Annotated in this window: 16 protein-coding genes and 1 pseudogene; 12 read left to right on the forward strand and 5 right to left on the reverse strand. The window is 27.1% G+C overall.

Annotated elements, in window-relative coordinates:
* Positions 1-36: 36 nt before the first annotated feature.
* From HF862_RS04125 to HF862_RS04160, 8 genes and pseudogenes are all read left to right on the forward strand, one after another.
* Positions 37-714 (forward strand): Fic family protein, encoded by a 678-nt coding sequence (locus HF862_RS04125; protein WP_240934780.1) that lies wholly within the window; start codon positions 37-39, stop codon positions 712-714.
* A gap of 13 nt (positions 715-727) precedes the next feature.
* Positions 728-3,310, forward strand: a complete 2,583-nt coding sequence (gene recJ, locus HF862_RS04130; protein ID WP_304205961.1) for a single-stranded-DNA-specific exonuclease RecJ — start codon at positions 728-730, stop codon at positions 3,308-3,310.
* 111 nt (positions 3,311-3,421) lie between these two features.
* Complete coding sequence (locus HF862_RS04135; RefSeq protein WP_170186664.1) at positions 3,422-4,990, forward strand: ClC family H(+)/Cl(-) exchange transporter; 1,569 nt, start codon at positions 3,422-3,424, stop codon at positions 4,988-4,990.
* Positions 4,991-5,008: 18 nt separating this feature from the next.
* A pseudogene (locus HF862_RS04140) lies at positions 5,009-5,616 on the forward strand (copper homeostasis protein CutC).
* A gap of 179 nt (positions 5,617-5,795) precedes the next feature.
* Entirely contained in the window at positions 5,796-6,557 is a 762-nt protein-coding gene (locus HF862_RS04145; RefSeq protein WP_170186665.1) for an amino acid ABC transporter substrate-binding protein, read from the forward strand.
* A gap of 28 nt (positions 6,558-6,585) precedes the next feature.
* Positions 6,586-7,212, forward strand: coding sequence for an amino acid ABC transporter permease (locus HF862_RS04150; protein WP_170186666.1), 627 nt, complete (start codon positions 6,586-6,588; stop codon positions 7,210-7,212).
* On the forward strand, positions 7,212-7,862 hold the full coding sequence (locus HF862_RS04155; protein WP_170186667.1) for an amino acid ABC transporter ATP-binding protein: 651 nt from the start codon (positions 7,212-7,214) through the stop codon (positions 7,860-7,862). Before HF862_RS04150 ends, HF862_RS04155 begins: the two co-directional genes overlap by 1 nt.
* A 23-nt stretch (positions 7,863-7,885) precedes the next feature.
* Entirely contained in the window at positions 7,886-8,650 is a 765-nt protein-coding gene (locus HF862_RS04160; RefSeq protein ID WP_170186668.1) for an amino acid ABC transporter substrate-binding protein, read from the forward strand.
* A gap of 85 nt (positions 8,651-8,735) precedes the next feature.
* Here HF862_RS04160 and glpQ read toward each other — a convergent pair whose 3' ends face one another.
* Together glpQ and HF862_RS04170 are read right to left on the reverse strand one after the other, a co-directional pair.
* On the reverse strand, positions 8,736-9,776 hold the full coding sequence (glpQ, locus tag HF862_RS04165) for a glycerophosphodiester phosphodiesterase (protein ID WP_240934781.1): 1,041 nt from the start codon (positions 9,774-9,776) through the stop codon (positions 8,736-8,738).
* Between the two features lie 459 nt (positions 9,777-10,235).
* A complete protein-coding gene (locus tag HF862_RS04170; protein WP_170186670.1) occupies positions 10,236-11,741 on the reverse strand; it encodes an L-lactate permease in 1,506 nt (501 codons plus the stop codon).
* Between the two features lie 500 nt (positions 11,742-12,241).
* Between HF862_RS04170 and HF862_RS04175 the strand changes: the two genes are divergently transcribed.
* Together HF862_RS04175 and HF862_RS04180 are read left to right on the forward strand one after the other, a co-directional pair.
* On the forward strand, positions 12,242-13,195 hold the full coding sequence (locus tag HF862_RS04175; RefSeq protein WP_170186671.1) for an L-lactate dehydrogenase: 954 nt from the start codon (positions 12,242-12,244) through the stop codon (positions 13,193-13,195).
* Between the two features lie 341 nt (positions 13,196-13,536).
* Positions 13,537-14,490: an L-lactate dehydrogenase gene (locus HF862_RS04180; RefSeq protein ID WP_170186672.1), complete on the forward strand. Its 954-nt coding sequence runs from the start codon at positions 13,537-13,539 to the stop codon at positions 14,488-14,490.
* Positions 14,491-14,573: 83 nt separating this feature from the next.
* On the opposite strand, the gene pssA is transcribed toward HF862_RS04180, so the two are convergent.
* Entirely contained in the window at positions 14,574-15,389 is an 816-nt protein-coding gene (gene pssA / locus HF862_RS04185) for a CDP-diacylglycerol--serine O-phosphatidyltransferase (protein WP_170186673.1), read from the reverse strand.
* 221 nt (positions 15,390-15,610) lie between these two features.
* Here pssA and HF862_RS04190 point away from each other — a divergent pair, with 221 nt between their 5' ends.
* Positions 15,611-16,906, forward strand: a complete 1,296-nt coding sequence (locus HF862_RS04190) for a hypothetical protein (RefSeq protein ID WP_170186674.1) — start codon at positions 15,611-15,613, stop codon at positions 16,904-16,906.
* A gap of 9 nt (positions 16,907-16,915) precedes the next feature.
* Positions 16,916-17,689, forward strand: coding sequence for a type III pantothenate kinase (locus tag HF862_RS04195; RefSeq protein ID WP_170186675.1), 774 nt, complete (start codon positions 16,916-16,918; stop codon positions 17,687-17,689).
* A gap of 158 nt (positions 17,690-17,847) precedes the next feature.
* On the opposite strand, the gene HF862_RS04200 is transcribed toward HF862_RS04195, so the two are convergent.
* A complete protein-coding gene (locus HF862_RS04200) occupies positions 17,848-18,114 on the reverse strand; it encodes a type II toxin-antitoxin system RelE/ParE family toxin (protein WP_170186755.1) in 267 nt (88 codons plus the stop codon).
* Entirely contained in the window at positions 18,111-18,341 is a 231-nt protein-coding gene (gene relB / locus HF862_RS04205; protein WP_170186676.1) for a type II toxin-antitoxin system RelB family antitoxin, read from the reverse strand. Before relB ends, HF862_RS04200 begins: the two co-directional genes overlap by 4 nt.

Raw genomic sequence — 18,341 nt, forward strand, 5'->3', positions numbered from 1 at the left:
AATAAATTATTAAAAGAGCTTTTAGAAGAAAAAGAGATGAAATTAAAAGGTGGAATATATCATTTAATTCAAGTAAAATTTGCTTATAACTCTAATCATATAGAAGGAAGTACTCTTTCAGAAGAGCAAACTAGATATATTTATGAAACTCATTCTTTTATTTCTGATAAAGATGAAGTTGTATCTTTAAATGATGTGAATGAAACTTTAAACCATTTTAGATGTTTTGATTATATTTTAGATAATGTGAATATTTTAAATGAGGAATTGATAAAAGAGTTACATAAAATTTTAAAAACTAATACTTCTGATAGTTTAAAGGAATGGTTTAAAGTTGGTGATTATAAATTAAAGGCTAATATAGTCGGGGATAAAAAAACTACTCCACCTAAAAAAGTAAAAATAGAAATGCAAAATTTATTAGAAAGTTATAATAAAAAAGAAAATATAACCTTTGAAGATATATTGGATTTTCATCATAAATTTGAAAATATACATCCATTTCAAGATGGAAATGGAAGAGTAGGTAGACTTATAATGTTTAAAGAATGCTTAAGACATAATATAATTCCTTTTATAATTGATGAAAAACATAAACTTTTTTATTATAGAGGTCTAAGAGAATATGAAAATGAAAAGGGATATTTAAGGGATACCTGTCTTTCAGCACAAGATGATTTTCAAAAAATGTTGAAAATATTTGATGAAGAATAAAAAATAATAGTAGGTGAATACTTTGAGAAATACAAGATGGATTTATAAAACTACCCAAAATAACAAGAAAAATAGTAGATACAGTAAGGATTTAATCTCTATTTTAGAAGCAAGAGATGTAAAAACAGATGATGAGATAGAGAGATTTTTATATGGAAATATAGAAAATTTAAGAAATCCTTTTGATATTAAAGATTTAGAAAAAACTATAGATATTTTATTAGAAGCTAGAGAAAAGCAAAAGAATGTTTGGATATATGGAGATTATGATGTTGACGGTATAACAGCAACAAGTATTCTTTATAGAGTTTTTAAAGAGATTGGAATAGATGTAAATTATTATATTCCCTTAAGAGATGAGGGGTATGGACTTAATAAAGAGGCAATAGAAAAAATAAAAGCTGATGGTGGAGATTTAATAATAACTGTTGACTGTGGAATATCCTCTGTTGAGGAAGTTGATTTTGCAAACTCTATTGGAATGGACATGATAATAACAGACCACCATGAAATAAATAATGATTTACCAAAGGCTCTTTGTGTTGTAAATGTAAAAAGAGAGGATAATGATTTTAATTTTAAAGGACTTTCAGGAGCTGGAACAGCTTTTATGTTGGCCTTAGGACTTTTTAGAAAATTAAATTCAGAAGAAAAAGCCTATAAATATCTTGATATTGCAGCTATTGGAACTGTGGCTGACTTAGTTCCTTTAATAGAAGACAATAGAATAATAGTAAAAAAGGGGTTAGAACAATTAAAAAGAACAAATTGGAAAGGTTTAAAAGTATTGGAGAGAAAACTTTTTCCAGATTTTTCAGAGAAAACTTATGATACTTATGATATTGGATTTATAATAGCTCCTATTTTTAATGCTGCTGGAAGATTAGAAGATGCAAAAAAAAGTGTGGAACTTTTAATAAATGAAGATAATAAAATTTTGGATATAATCTCTTATGAGCTTATAAATCAAAATGAAGATAGAAAAGATATTCAAAAAGAGATTTTTGATTTAGTTGTAGAAGAGATTGAGGAAAAGAAATTAGACACAAAAGGAATACTTATTATAGCTAAAGAAAAACTTCACAGTGGAGTAATTGGAATAGTAGCTTCAAAAGTTTTAGATAGATATTACAAACCTACAATTATAATCGATATAAAAAAAGATGAGGGTGTAGGGGTAGCTTCTTGTAGAAGTATAGAAAGTTTTAATATAATTGAAGCCCTTAATCATGTAAGAGATGTATTTGTAAAATATGGAGGACATTCAGGGGCAGCTGGATTTACAATTCCTATTGAAAAAATAGATGAATTAAAAGAGAGATTAGATGAGTATGTAAAAACAAAATTAGAGGAAGAGGACTATCTAAGACCTATAAAAATAGATAAGGAAATTCAAGTACAAAAAATATCCTTTGATTTTTTACATGAAATATCTAAAATGGAGCCTTTTGGTTTTGGAAACTCCACACCAATTTTTGCTATGAAAAATTGTAAATTTACAAATTTTAGAAAAATAGGAAAAGATTTAACTCATCTTATGTTAAATATAATAAAAAATGGTGTAGAGATTAGAAATTGTGTTTGGTGGAACAGTGCAGATTTATATAATGAGATAGAAGAGTTAGAAACCATTGATATAGCTTTTAAATTAAAAACTGAAATATTTAGAGAAAAATATCAATATAAAATTTTTATTGAAGACATAAAACCAAGTGAAAAGGAAAATTCTTATAAAAATATAGCTTTATATGATGATATAGAGCTTTATGATACTGTTTTTCCAATTAAAACTGTATTTTATACAAGAAAGAAAATAAAAGATAATTTAACTTTTAATTTTTATGATAATAAAGTTTATATTTTGGAAAATAAAATAATAGTTGGGGAGTTAGATGATACAACTTCTTACTTAATTTCAAATTTAAAAAATAGATTTGCTTATAATTTCTCTTGTGAAGTGGAGGAAATAAAAGAAACTTCTGAAAACTTTAATGTTTATATAAATATATACAGAGATTTTTCTTTTGAATCTTATAAAATAAAAGATAGTGAAGTCTTTAAGGAGATAAAAGAATATCTTATAGGGCAATTAAATTATAACTCTTTTCAAAAGAATATTTTAGCTTCAATATTTAGAGAGAAAAATAATACCATAGGAATTTATAAAGAAAATAGAGGAGTTGGAGTAATTATAAAAACCATAGGACTTTATTATAAAAGTATTGGAAAAAAAGTGTTATTAGTAACTGAAAATATAATTGATAAAAATTTAGAAAACTTTTTAGATATATCTCACAAAATAGAAGAGGGATATAATTTTTATATTTTCCTAAATGACTATCCAAAAAGTAAAATAGATAATTATTTGATTTTTATAAAAGAGGGTGAAAAAATAAAATCTAATAAAAATATAAAAATAGTTGAAGATAGATATGTTGCTCCAAAAAATATAGAGATAGTTGATGAAAGGGAAATTATAAATCATCAAAATTCTTGGTCAAAAAAATTATCCTTAAAAAATAAAGAATATATTTATAATCTTTTGAAAAAAGGTGAAAAAGTTTATGGAACAGAGGATATAGTTGTATTGTTATAGTTATAAATAAAAAAAGATAAGGTTAAATATTTAGATAAATAATTGACCTTGCTTTTTTTTTATAAATATTATATAATAATATGATGCAAATAAAAGACAAGGAGAGCATATATGAAAAAAGAAACGGGGTATAGTGCCTTAAAGTTTCATATGAAATCTCATATGGATTTATATTTTTTAGCTTTTCTAGTTGGAATTTTTTCAGGAGCAGTGGCAGTAGCCTATAGAGCATCTTTAAGTTTAGCAGAAATTTTTAGAAGAGATGTCTATACTTATGCAAGAGAAAATTTTGGAATTGGAGTCTTTTTAGGTTTAGTAGTTGGAGGAGTGATAATTTCTTTAATTTTAGGATGGATAATCGTAAAAATTCCTATGGTTAAAGGTAGTGGAATTCCTCAAGTAAAAGGGATAATTGCTAGACAGATGGATTTTAATTGGGTAAAAGAATTAGGAGCTAAATTTTTTGGTGGTGTACTTGCTATTGTAGCAGGGATGTCATTAGGAAGAGAGGGACCTTCTGTACAATTAGGAGCAGAGGTTGGTAGTGGAATTTTTAGTATATTCAAAAGAAAAGAGTATGAAAAAAAATATTTAGTAACTTGTGGAGCTAGTGCAGGACTTGCAGCAGCCTTTGGAGCTCCAATAGCAGGAACAGTTTTTGCAATAGAGGAGTTACATAAATTTATGTCACCACTTCTTGTAACTTGTGTATTAATTGCTTCTGTGTCAGCAGAATTTGTTTCAAAATACTTTTTTGGATTTTCTCCAAGCTTTAATATCCATGTAGATGAATTTTATCAACTAAACCACTATATGTTAATAATAGTTTTAGCTGTAATAATAACATTTATAGGAAAATTATTTAGTGATGGGATTTTTTATTTTCAAAAATTATATAAAAATATAAAAATGAACCCAATGATAAAACCTGTGATAGTTGTAGGAATAACTATTGTAGTAGGAATATTTTTATTTGATATTACAGGTGGAGGACATGGGTTAGCAGAGAGAATAATTCATGAAAGTTTTACTTATAAAACATTATTTATTCTATTGGTTGGAAAATTTTTATTTACTTTGATTTGTTATGCAACAGGAATTCCAGGAGGAATATTTTTACCAATGCTAGTAATAGGAGCAATTATAGGTAAAATTTATGGAATGGTTGTAATAGATATGTTTCACCTAACAAGTAATTATGATGTATATTTTATAATCTTAGGTATGGCAACACTTCTTACAACTGTTGTAAAATCTCCTCTTACAGGAACAGTACTTATACTTGAAATGACAGGTTCTTTCTATCATTTTTTTCCAGTTGTAACTGCATGTATGACAACATTTTTAATATCAGAATTGATAGGAATAAAACCTATATATGATTTATTATTAGAAAATATGTTACCAAAAGAGCAGGAAACAAAAGGAGATAATGAAAATAAAGTAATAATAAAAGTTCCAGTAGGGCCAGATTCAGAATTTGATAATACCTATATAAAAGATATAGTATGGCCAGGAACTTGTAGATGTCTAATAGTAGAGATTGAAAGAGGAGATAGAGGAGTAACTCCACATGGAAGTACAAAAATATTAAGTGGAGATTTGTTAGTAATACTTATGGATGAAGAAAATGCCAATAAATTTACCCATACTCTTATAAAAATGGGAGAGGGAATATAAAAATATTGAAGGGGGATTATGTTAAAGGAAGTTTGTGTAGGCTCTTTTACAGAGGCTTTGAGTGCTGAAAGAAAAGGAGCAGATAGAATAAACTTTGTGATAATTTAGAAGTAGGAGGAACCACACCGTCTTACGGTACAATAAAACAAGCTGTATCAAAAATAAAAATACCAGTTTTTGTAATGATAAGACCTAGAGGTGGAAATTATTGTTATAATAAAAACGAAATAGAAATAATGAAAAATGATATAGAGATGTGTAAATCTTTAGGTGTAAAAGGAGTAGTTTTAGGAGTTCTTACTAAAAATGATGAAATTGATTATGATTTATTAAAAGAGTTAGTAGAATTAGCTTCTCCAATGGAAGTGACTTTCCATAAAGCTATTGATGATTTGGAAAATCCTGTGCCAGAAGTTACAAAATTAGCAAAAACTGGAGTTAAAAGAATACTTTCTTCTGGAACAAAGGCAAAAGCTTTAGATGGAAAAAGTATTTTAAATAAAATGATAAAAAAAGCTAGTAATAAAATTACTATAATTGTTGCAGGTGGAGTTACAACATCAAACTTTGAAGAAGTTTCAAAAGAGATTGTTTCTACAGAATATCATGGAAGAAAAATTGTTTAAAAAAACCTTGACAAAAGTTTTTTAAAGTGATATCATCTATCCATAGAAATAATTTAGTAGACTAAAGTAAAAATTATAACCATTTAGTTTATTCTAAATGGTTTATTTTTAAAAAACTTTACTTTAGCTAAATAAAGTAATAAAGTAAAATTTATATAAATATTTAGGAGGTAGGACTTATGAAAAAAATATTAGCAGTTATAATGTTGGTTTTAGGAATGTTTACAAGTAGTTTTGGAGCAGATAATTCTCTAAAGGATATTCAAAAGAAAGGAAAAATGGTAGTGGGATTAGATGCTACTTTTGCACCAATGGGGTTTAGAGATGAAGCAGGAAATATTGTTGGATTTGATATAGATTTAGCCAATGAAGTAGCTAAAAGATTAGGAGTTAAAGCTGAATTTAAACCTTGTGAATGGGACGGGATTCTATTTGATTTAAAAGGTAAAAAAATAGATATGGTATGGAATGGAATGACAATAACAGAAGCTAGAGAAAAACAAGCATTGTTCTCTGAACCATATTTTGAAGATGGACAAATGATATTTTCAAGAAAAGATAGTAAAATAGATAAAGTTGCAGAATTAGAAGGAAAAGTAGTGGGATTACAACTTGGAAGTTCAGCTGATGTAGCTGTAGCAAAAAATCCAATATCTCAAAAAACAAAAGAGATAAAAAAATATGCAACTAATGTAGAAGCTTTAATGGACTTAGAGGCTGGAAGATTAGATGCTGTTGTAGTTGATGCTGTAAATGGAAAATATTATAATTCTAAGAAAAATGCACTAGCTTATTCAACAGAATCTTTAACAACTGAATATTATGGAGTTGCTTTTAGAAAATCTGATAAAGCATTTAGAAATGAAGTTCAAAAAGCTTTAGATGAAATGAAAAAAGATGGAACTTATGATGAGATATCTGCAAAATGGTTTGGAAAATAAAAATAAATAGGATTAGGAGAGAGAAATAATGTATAATGATTTTTTATTCATACTTAAAGGTATGGGGCTTACAGTAAATTTATATGTATTGACAATGGTATTTTCATTACCTTTAGGTGTGATTTTGTCATTAGGAAGATTAAAAAATAAGGGATTAATAAATAATATAATAGTTGTGTACACCTCTGTATTTAGAGGTACACCTCTATTATTACAACTTTTCTTTGTATATTATGGACTTCCAATAGTTGGAATTACTTTAACAGCTTTTTCAGCTGCTGTAATAACTTTTGTAATAAACTATGCTGCATATTTTTGTGAGATTTTTAGAGGAAGTATCTTAGGAATTGAAAAAGGACAATATGAAGCAGCAAAAGTATTGGGATTAAGTTATTGGCAAACTATGAGAAGAATAATAATTCCTCAATCTCTTATAACAGCATTACCACCTTTATCAAATGAAGCAATAGCATTAGTAAAAGATACTTCATTAGTATCAGCTATAGGAATGGCAGAAATTCTTAGAAATTCAAAGGAGATAGTAACTAGAGATTTCTCTATAATTCCTTTTGCAATTTGTGGAGCTTTATATTTCTTAATGTCTGTAGTAATCATAATGTTATTTAAAAAATTAGAACAAAAGGTGATGATATAATGAGTTATATTTCAGTAAAAAATTTACATAAAAAATTTGGTGATGATGAAATTTTAAAAGGGATTGATTTAGATATAAATCAAGGGGAAGTAATATCTATAATTGGAGCATCTGGTGGAGGAAAATCAACTTTTTTAAGATGTCTTATAGATTTAGAAACTATTGATTCTGGAGAGATAAATGTTCCTGAAAAAAATAAAATGGGAATGGTATTTCAATCTTTTAATCTTTTTCCACATAAAACAGCAGCACAAAATATAATGGAATCATTAGTAATAGTGGATAAAATGGATAAAAAAGAGGCTAGAAAGATAGCTATAGAACTTTTAGATAGAGTTGGATTAAAGGAAAAAGCTGATGTTTATCCAAAAACTTTATCAGGAGGGCAAAAACAAAGGGTGGCAATAGCAAGAGCCATGGCAAAAAATCCAGAAGTTTTACTATTTGATGAGCCAACATCAGCTTTGGACCCAGAAATGGTAAATGAAGTTTTAAATGTTATTGAAGATTTAAGAGAAACAAGCAATATTACAATGGTAATTGTAAGTCATGAAATGAATTTTGTAAATAAAGTTTCAGATAGAATAGTTGTATTTGAGAAAGGAAAAATAAAAGAGATAATAGATAATAGTAAAAATAGAAAAAAATAAAATATTAAAAGGGGATGGGAAATATGAAACGTTTGGGGATAATTTTAACTTTGATATTTTGTTTGGTAACATCAGTATTTGGAGCTGATAAATCTTTAAAGAAAGTTCAGGAAAAGGGATATTTTATAGTTGGACTTGATGATACTTTTGCTCCTTTTGGTTTTAGAGATGAAAATGGAGAATTGGTAGGTTATGATATAGATTTAGCCAAAGAAGTTGCTAAAAGAATGGGAGTTGAAGCTAGATTTAAACCTTGTGAATGGGATGGAATTTTATTTGAATTAAAAAGCAAAAAAGTGGATATGGTTTGGAATGGAATGTCTATAACTGAATCTAGAAAAAAACAAGCTGCTTTCTCAAAACCTTATGAAGAGGGAAGACAGATAATATTTACTTTAAAAGGTAAAAGAATAGACAAGGTAGAAGAATTAGAAGGAAAGATAGTAGGAGTACAACTTGGAAGTACAGGAGATTTTGCTATACAAAAATCCCCAATATTTTCAAAAATAAAAGAGGTTAAAAAATATGGAACTTTAATAGAATCCATAATGGACTTAGAGGCTGGAAGAATTGATGCTGTAGTTGCTGCTCAAACTGCTGGAGGATATTATAATTCTAAAAAACAAAATTTGGAAATGTCATCAGAAACTGTTATGCAAGGAGATGCTTCTGGAGTAGCTTTTAGAAAAGAGGATAACAAATTGAGAGAAGCTGTAGATAAAGCTTTAGATGATATAAAAGCTGATGGAACTTTCCAAAATATCTATTCAAAATGGTTTGGTAAATAAAAATAATTGGACAAATATTTTTAATTTTATAGTTTTTAAAAGATAAATTTTAAAAAAAAGCACGATAAAAATCGTGCTTTTGTTATTATTTATTCTCTACAAATTTAACTCCTAAATCTGGAAAGTCTGTAAATAATCCTGTGGCTCCTGCTTTATATAATAAAACATCATATAATTCATCTACATTCTCTACAAATTCTGGTAGAGCATCTTTTCTTATAGTATATGGGTGACATTCCATATTAGTTGATTTTATATCTTCAACCATATTAGTCATAACAATATTTCCTTTTTTAGAATTATTTTCATCAATCATCATATACCAAGCAGGTCCAACTCCATCTGCATATTTAGAAATTTCTTTCATAGCACCAGGTTCAAACATCCAATCATAACTATAATTTACCCATTCACCATCTTTATTTTTTTCTTCTGTTTCGTGCCAATCAGTATAGGCAATTAATTGAACTAATTTTAAATCCATTCCCATTTGAGGAAGTAATTGAGTTTTTACACGAATCAATTCATTATAGTCAAATGTTTGGAAATAAATAGGACTATCTTTAGTAGTATATCCATATTTTTTTAGTACTTCAAGAGTTGCTTTTGCTATGTCTTTTCCATTTTGATGGTGGAACCATGGAGCTTTTATCTCAGGATATATACCAACTTTTTTTCCTGTTGATTTTTCTAATCCTTGAATAAATTCAATCTCCTCTTCTAAAGTGTGTATTGTAAAGTGAGATTTCCATAGAGGGAAACGTCCAGGATATACAGCTACTTCTTTTCCATCTTTTGTTTCAAAATTTTCTGTCATCTCTAAAGATTTTATCTCATCAAGAGTAAAATCAATAACATAATAACGGCCATCGGCTCTTTTTCTATCAGGGAATTTCTTTGCTACATCTGTTAATTGGTCTAAAAAATGGTCATGTATTACTACTATGTGGTCATCTTTTGTCATTGCAAGGTCTTGTTCTAGATAATCTGCTCCTTGAGCAAATGCTAAGGCTTTTGATTCTAAAGTGTGTTCTGGTAAATATCCACTAGCTCCACGATGAGCAACTATAACTCTGTCATTTTCTTTTCCTGTTTTTGCAGTTGCTCCTAAAGCTAGTGTAGACATTGTTGCTAAAATTCCAACCATTAAAAATTTTTTGCCAATATTCATTTTTACCTCCTAGATTTCAAGTATGATTTCCCAGATACTTAAATAGTATCATAATCCTAATATTTTTTCAAGAATAAATAAAAAAGTTCTATAAAAATATAAAAAAAGATTAATATTACATAAGTTTTATTTAAAAAAAATTAAATTTAATTAATGTTTTTTTGAAATTACAAAATAATTTAATCTTTACAACAATATAGATTTAATAGAAGTAAATATTCCATAATATTTTTATTTCTTCTATATTTTAATTTAGGAAAAAAATAAATTAGAAAGATATGAGATAAAATCTTAAATAATGTAAAAAAATTATATTTAAAATTCTTTTGAAAATAATAAAAAAATATGGAGCTATTATATTTTATTGATAGTTTATAAAATATAATAACTCCATTTTGTTATATAAATATATTTTTATAATCCCCAAGTTGAGAAAATAATATGAGTGTATAACATAGTTACTACCATATAAGTTGAAACAATTATAAAGAAAGGTTTAAATACTTTTTTCATAATTTCTCCCTCTCTTCCAATTAAATCTACAGTAATAGCAACAGCAATTATATTATTAGTACAGATTAAATTTCCTAAAGAAGCTCCAGCATTTTGTCCAGCAAAAACTGTTATTGGATTTAATCCTAATTTTGTAGCAGCTTCTAAGTGCATAGGAGCAAACATTATATTAGAACCTAAACCTGTTCCTGTGATAAATGCTCCTAAAGAACCAATTACAGGAGCCATTGCAGGATATAAATCTCTTGTGACCATAGCAATTGTATTTGCCATTATACTTATCATACCTGAAACTTTCATAATATTACTTAAAACTAATAAAGTAGAGATTGTAATAAGTGCTGGAAAAACATTTATAGCAGCATTTTTAGCATGGACTAAATAACTACTTGTTTTTAATTTTAAAATTAATCCTCCTAAATAAGAACTAACAAATACAACAGCAGCAACCCACATAATATATCCATATTTAGCTAAAATACTCAATGGAAAAGAGTATCTAACAATAGGTAAAGCTAAAGATAGAATAATATAAGGACCAAAGGCTTGGAAACTACTGTAATTTATTTTTTCTCTAATTATATCACTTGGAATCTCCTCCTTTTTATAACGATATTCTTCTGGAGTATCCAATTTATAAAATTTTAAAAATATAACAGAAGCAGCTATAGATAAAATCCCTGTACCTAAACTTGATAATTCAGGTCCAATAAAATTAGAAATAAAAAATAATATTGTAGGTGTACATAAACTACTAAATATTAAAAATGGAGCAAAATTTTTAAATCCTTTTTTTCCAAAAGCCATATAAATTAAAATATAAGGTATTAAAAATAATCCAAATATATGAATTCTTCCAACCATAGCAGAAGATTGAGCAGCAGTCATAACTCCAGCTTTTATTAAAGCAGAAGAACCATTAATAGTGGTTAAACCAGCTCCTCCCCATGAAGCAGCAGTAGAATCTCCTAATAAAGAAGCAGCAGCTGCAATAACAGGATTAAAACCTAATCCAACTAAAAATGGACCAGCAATAGCAGCAGGACTTCCAGCTCCAGCAGCTCCCTCTAAAAAAGTTACAAACATAGAAGAAATAATAATAAGCTGGGCTCTTTTATCACAAGTAACACCAGATAAAACTTCTTTTACTTTTCCAATGGCTCCTGTGAATACCATAATTTTTAAAATTATAAAAGCAGGCCACAAAAGACAAATTATTTTAATTCCCTCAATAATTCCAGATTTACTTTGGATAATAACTGTATTTATATCTGTCTTAAAAAAAACTAAACTAAGTATAATAGCATATGTTGTAACAATAGGAGCTACATACATTGCTGATTTTTTCATAATAACCATTCCTATTAAAATTGCCACTATTGGACTAACTGCAAGTAATAACATCATTGGTATATCCCTCCCGAAAAAAATTTGTAAAAAAAAACAGCCTATGTAGGCTGATAATTTTTCTATTTCTCAAAGTATTTTTTATTATAAACTTATAGAATTATAGAGTTATATATCTTGAGAAAATATTTATTATTAAACCTAACATATTTTTTAGCATATAAAAATTTATTATCAATAAGTGCTAGCAGTATTATTGATAATATTAGTATTATTATTGCTAAAAGTATGCTAGTTAAATACATCTGTGTCTCCTCCTAAAATTTTTACTTTGGAAATAATGATACAGTATTTTTTTTATTTTGACAAGAGATTTTTTTTATTGATTGAATTTATAGAACAAAAAAATATAAAAATATAAGATAAAAGCTTTTATTTATAATATTTTTTTAAAAATAATACGAACAAAAAAATAAATTCTTTGTTCACTAGAAATTAAAATTATTTAGTGATAATATTGATACAATAAATTTTTTTTTACAATAGGAGGTACTTGATTTATGGAAATTAAAAGTAGAAAAGTTGTTGTTATTGGAGCAGGACATGTAGGTTCTCATGTAGGATTTTCACTTGTGACACAAGGGGCTTGTGATGAACTTGTTTATATAGATATAGATGAAAATAAAGCTATAGCTCAAGCAGAAGACACTCATGATGCTGTAGTGTATTTACCACATAGAGTGAGAGTAAAAGCTGGAGATTATTCAGATGTTGATGATGCTGATATAATTGTTGTTTCTGTTGGACCTTTACCAGAGCCAGGTGAAACAAGAATGGACACTTTAGGAAAAACTGTTAATTGTCTACAATCTGTAATTGAGGGAATAAAAAATTCTAAATTCTCAGGAATTATTATAGATATTTCTAATCCAGCTGATGTTATAACTTATTATTTACAAACAAAATTAAATTATCCAGCAAATAGAATATTATCTACAAGTACAACATTAGATTCAGCTAGACTTAGAAAAACTTTATCAAAAGAGTTAAATATTGACCAAAAATCAATCTATGCCTATGTAATGGGAGAGCATGGAGAATCTCAAATGGTTCCATGGTCTGTGGCTACAATATTTGGAAAATCATTACTTGATTTAATGAAAGAGGAACCAGAAACTTATGGACATCTTGATTTAGAAAAAATAGCTTATGATGCAAGATATGGTGGTTGGTTAGTTCTTAATGGTAAAGGTTCTACAGAATTTGGAATAGGTACTTCTTGTGTTGAGCTTATAAAAACAATATTTGCTGATGAAAGAAAAGTATGTATGGTTTCAACTTTATTAAAAGGAGAATATGAAGAAACTGATGTATATGCCAGTGTACCAGCAATTCTTGGAAAAAATGGAGTAGAAAAAATCATAGAACTTCCTATGTCAAGAGAAGATTTAGAGAAATTTAAAGCTTCTTGTGAAATTATGAAGAAAAACTATAAACTTGCTTTAAGCTTATAATATTTGAATTTTAATACCCGAAGGTTGAGGATACTATTTATTATCAAATAAAAATGCAAAGGATTATTAAAAATCCAGCATTAAAATTGATAGTTTCGATGTATACATTCATAGTATACCTCCTCATATGTTAAATTTCTACCTTGTTCAAGGGCAGAATAAAAGCTCCCAATCTCTTGAGAGCTTCTATCTGAACTTGTTTAATCTAACATATGAGTACCCAACGGGTATTTATATATATATTATAAATTATTTTTTTTAAAAGTCAATGAATAAATAAAAATGTAGTAAGGGATAATATTGATGTAATAAAATTTTTACATTAGGAGGATACTTAATTTATGGAAATAAAAAGTAGAAAAGTTGTAGTTATTGGAGCAGGGCATGTAGGTTCTCATGTGGGTTTTTCACTTGTAACACAAGGGGCTTGTGATGAGTTAGTTTATATAGATATAGATAAAAATAAAGCCATAGCTCAAGCAGAAGATACTCATGATGCAGTAGTGTATTTACCACATAGAGTGAGAGTGAAAGCTGGAGATTATTCAGATATTGATGATGCAGAAATAATTGTAATTTCAGCAGGACCTTTACCACTTCCTGGAGAAACTAGAATGGATGAATTATTCAGAACTATAGAGCTTTTACAATCTATTGTAGAGGGAATAAAAAATTCTAAATTTTCAGGAATTATTATAAATATCTCTAATCCTGCTGACGTTGTAACTCAATATTTCCAAAGAAAATTAAATTATTCAGTAAATAAAATTTTATCTACAAGTACAACATTAGATTCAGCTAGACTTAGAAAAATTTTATCAAGAAAATTAAATATAGATTCAAAATCAATCTATGCCTATGTAATGGGAGAGCATGGAGAATCTCAAATGGTTCCATGGTCTGTGGCTACAATATTTGGAAAATCTCTTTTAGAATTAATGAAAGAGGAGCCAGAAACTTATGGAAAACTTAATTTAGAAGAGATAGCTAAAGAGGCTAGATATGGTGGTTGGCTAGTTTTAGATGGAAAAGGTGGAACAGAATTTGGAATAGGTACTTCTTGTGTTGAGCTTATAAAAACAATATTTGCTGATGAGAAAAAAGTTTCTATGGTATCAACTTTATTAAATGGAGAGTATGGAGAATATAATGTATATGCCAGTGTACCAGCAATTCTTGGAAAAAATGGTGTAGAAAAAATCATAGAACTTCCTATGTCAAAAGAAGATTTAGAGAAATTTAAAAGTTCTTGTAAATATATGAGAGATAATTTCTTAAAAGTAAAAGATTTATAAAATAAAATTTATCTCTATAAAAATATTTTTATTTATTAATAAAAAAGAGGTTCTTGTATTTTATACAAGAACCTCTTAATTTTTTATTTTTCAATTTCTTTTTTTTCTTCTACAATTTCTTCTTTATTTTCTACTATTTCTTTTTCTTCTACAATTTCTTTCTTTTCTTTTGTAAAATTTCCATCATTATCTATAGAATTTTTAAGTTCTTTTCTATATAAGTGATATTGGAATAGGTTGTAAATTATATAATAGAAAGAACAGATAAACATACTATATTTTAAAGTTACAAGAATAAATATAATGAATAATGGCATAAACTTTTTAGGCACAAAGTTAAATACTTTATCTGGTGTTAAGAAAGTGATAGTTGAAACCATTAATATAGCTGCTATAACTGTAATGTATATAAATGTTTGAGCATTGAATAAGTTATATCCATAATTACTAATAGAGTTACAAATTAAAAGATAAGAAATAATAGAAGCAGCACCATTAGGGATAGGCATTCCACTAAAATCATCTTTTTCACTAGAAGCAACTGTGACTACATTGAATTTTACAAGTCTCATAACTCCACAAAGTGCATATATAAAAGCAACAGGCATAGCTAAGGTTACATATTTTGGATATTGTGAAAGTATAGAATAAACAAGTATACTAGGAGCTAATCCAAAAGATATGGCATCAGAGAAAGAATCAAACTCTTTTCCAAATTCACTAAAAGCATCAAATTTTCTTGCTGCTTTACCATCAAGTCCATCACAAACCATTGCTAAAAATATAAACCAAATAGCTTGATTAACATTTCCTTTTATAGATGCTGTAATACTTAGATAACCAAGAAGCATGTTAGCTGCAGTAATTCCATTTGGTGCTAAATATTTTTTTTCTACCATATAATCACTTCCAATCTTAAAGTTATAGATTTACATTATATATTACCACATTATTCATTTTTTTTCAATTTATTTGTATTTTTGAGGAAAAAACCATTAAAATTATGTCTAATTAGTATAAAACAATTTATAAATATATATTTTTTTATTTGAGGAAAAAATATAAACTGTGGTATAATCTATATATTCAAAACTAGATATAGATTACGAGAGGAGAGAAGATGAAGAAAATTATAAATTTAGTAATTTGTTTTGTAATATTAATAGTTGTTGGATTCTTTGGTTTAAAAGATGTCTTTATAAAGAAAATGTTAGAAAAAGAATTAACAAATTCTCTAGAAACAAAAGTAAGAATTTATGGAGTTGACTATTTTGTTTTTAAAGAGAAATTAGAGTTGAAAGGTTTAGGGATAGAAAGTAAAGAGGATGACTCTGTAGATGCTATCTATATTAATAAAATTTCTACAAATATAAAAATCAATGAGCTTGTAAATAAAAAAATAGCTTTAGAAAATTTAGAGATTAGAGATATAGAGCTTAATAAAAAAACTGATAGAAAAAATGTAAATCCTCCTGTAAGAACAGGGGAATATCAACTTGCTAACAAAGAATATACAAGTGATGAATTTAAAACTATTGCAACTAATTTTTTAAATAACTATAAAATTATGATATCTGGAATGTCAGCTGATGATTTAGAGAGAAATAATAAACTTAAAGCTATATTTTTAGGTACTACAATTCCTGTTGTAGATAAATATATTGACTATAAACTTTCAAATATAGCAACAGATTATATGACAGATGTAGTAAACCAATATCAATCTATGAAATATAACTTTAAAGAAAATGAAGCTCAAATAAAAGAAGATGATTGGGTAGTTGAAATTGCAAATTTAACTGTAAATACAGAATTGTTAGGAAGAAATCTATTTGGTGTTGTTCAAGGAGTTACTACTGATAAATCAAAAATGAATAAAGATGTATTATTCACTTTAGGAGCTAATGCTGGAGATGAAAAAAGTTCTATAACAGGAGTTTTAAATCCTGTAACTTTTGTTGGGGAAATTGATATGAAATTTGAAAATGTAGAAGTTTCTGAATTTTTAGAAGAGAAAGATTTTGTATCTGGAAAGGCTAATTTAGTTCAAAAAATCACTTTTAAAGATGATGATATATCTGTAATAGGAAGATTAGATGTTAAAGATTTGATTTTACATAAGGAAAATATCTCTGAAGCTCTATTAGGAGATAAAGATGGAATAGATGTAATAGTTGGTGGAACTGATGAGAAAATAAATGATATTAAAGTGGAATATAATTATAATCCTAAGTTTAATAAAGTATTTGTAAATAGTAATTTAGCTGAAAAAGTGGCTGTTTATTTAGGTGGAGATATAGGAGAGCTTGATAGAATTAAAAAAGAATTTAATGAGAAGTATGGAGAAAAGATAAATCAAGCTAAAGAAGAGATAAAAAATAAATTAGAAGAATTTATAAATATTTTTAGTAAATAGGAGATAATTATGTACATAGTTTTTGATGTAGGGAATACTAATATTGTAACTAGCATTTTAAATTCAGAAGGGATTGTTGAAAATACTTTTAGAAATCGTACTAATGACAGAATCACAGAAGATGAGTTTATGGGATTTTTTAAAAGTATGATGGATATAAATAATATTGAGGTAAAAGATATTGAGGGAATAATGGTTTCCTCTGTTGTACCTGTAATTACAAGTATGTTACAGAGATTTGGAAAAAAATATTTTGGTTTAGATGTGTTTGTAGTAAGTGTCAGTCAAAAAATTCCTTTTAATTTTGCTGAGAATATAGATGCTTCTGGAATGGGAGCTGATAGAATAATAAATGTTGTTCAAGCTTTAAAAGAATATCCAGATAAAAATTTAATAATTTTTGACTTTGGAACTGCTACAACTTATGAGGTTTTAAAAGGGGATACCTATATTGGTGGGGGAATTTTTCCAGGACCAAGAACATATATAAATTCTCTTTTTGGAACTACTGCTAGACTTCCTAAGGTTGAATTTTGTGAAACTGAAAGTGTGTTAGGAAGAAATACTGTAACAGGAATACAATCTGCAACTTTCTTTGGGTATATTGGGCAAGTTAAGTATCTTATTGAAAAAATAAAAGAGGAAGTTGGGGAGGAATGTTTTGTAATTGCTACTGGTGGTTTTAGTAAAATCATTGGGGAATATGTAAAAGAGATTGATAAATGTAGTTCAAAATTAAGTATAAGAGGAATATATACCCTTTATAAAATCAATAAGGAATAAAATTAACTATATTTGAAAAAATAGTATAATACAAAAAAGGAAATCCAAAATAGAAGTTAGGTATTAGACTAACAAGTTGGAGGGCAACAGAAAAACTTTTTTAGATAGCTTTTATAGATAATTAATATAGGAGGCATTTCTGCCTCCTATCATTATTTTTATTTATAAATTTTATTTCTATGTCCTACTTCTAAAACTAATATTGTAAGAATCTCATCTTGGATATCACACAATACTCTGTAATTTCCAACTCTATATCTCCAAATTCCTTTTTTATTACCTGTTAAAGATTTTCCATGGATTCTAGGGTCTTCACAATTAATTAAATTTTTATTAATCCATTTTAAAAGAGTAGTTCTAGTTGAATTATCCATTTTTTTAATATAATTAGCAGCTTCAATAGAAAACTCAACTTTATACACTATAATTCAACTCCTAATTCTTTAACAAGGTCGTCAAATTTTATAGTTTTAGCACCATTTTTCATGTGTTTTTCATAGGCTTCATTAGCTATCTTTAAATCATATTCATCTTCTAATCTTTCAAAAATTATTTTTTTTAAATAAGAAGATAATCCCATACCTTCAAATTCAGCAACTTCTCTTAATAATTTTTCTTCATTTTCATTTAATCTTAAAGATATAACAGACAT

The sequence above is a fragment of the Fusobacterium sp. FSA-380-WT-3A genome (assembly GCF_012843705.1).
Lineage (GTDB): Bacteria > Fusobacteriota > Fusobacteriia > Fusobacteriales > Fusobacteriaceae > Fusobacterium_B.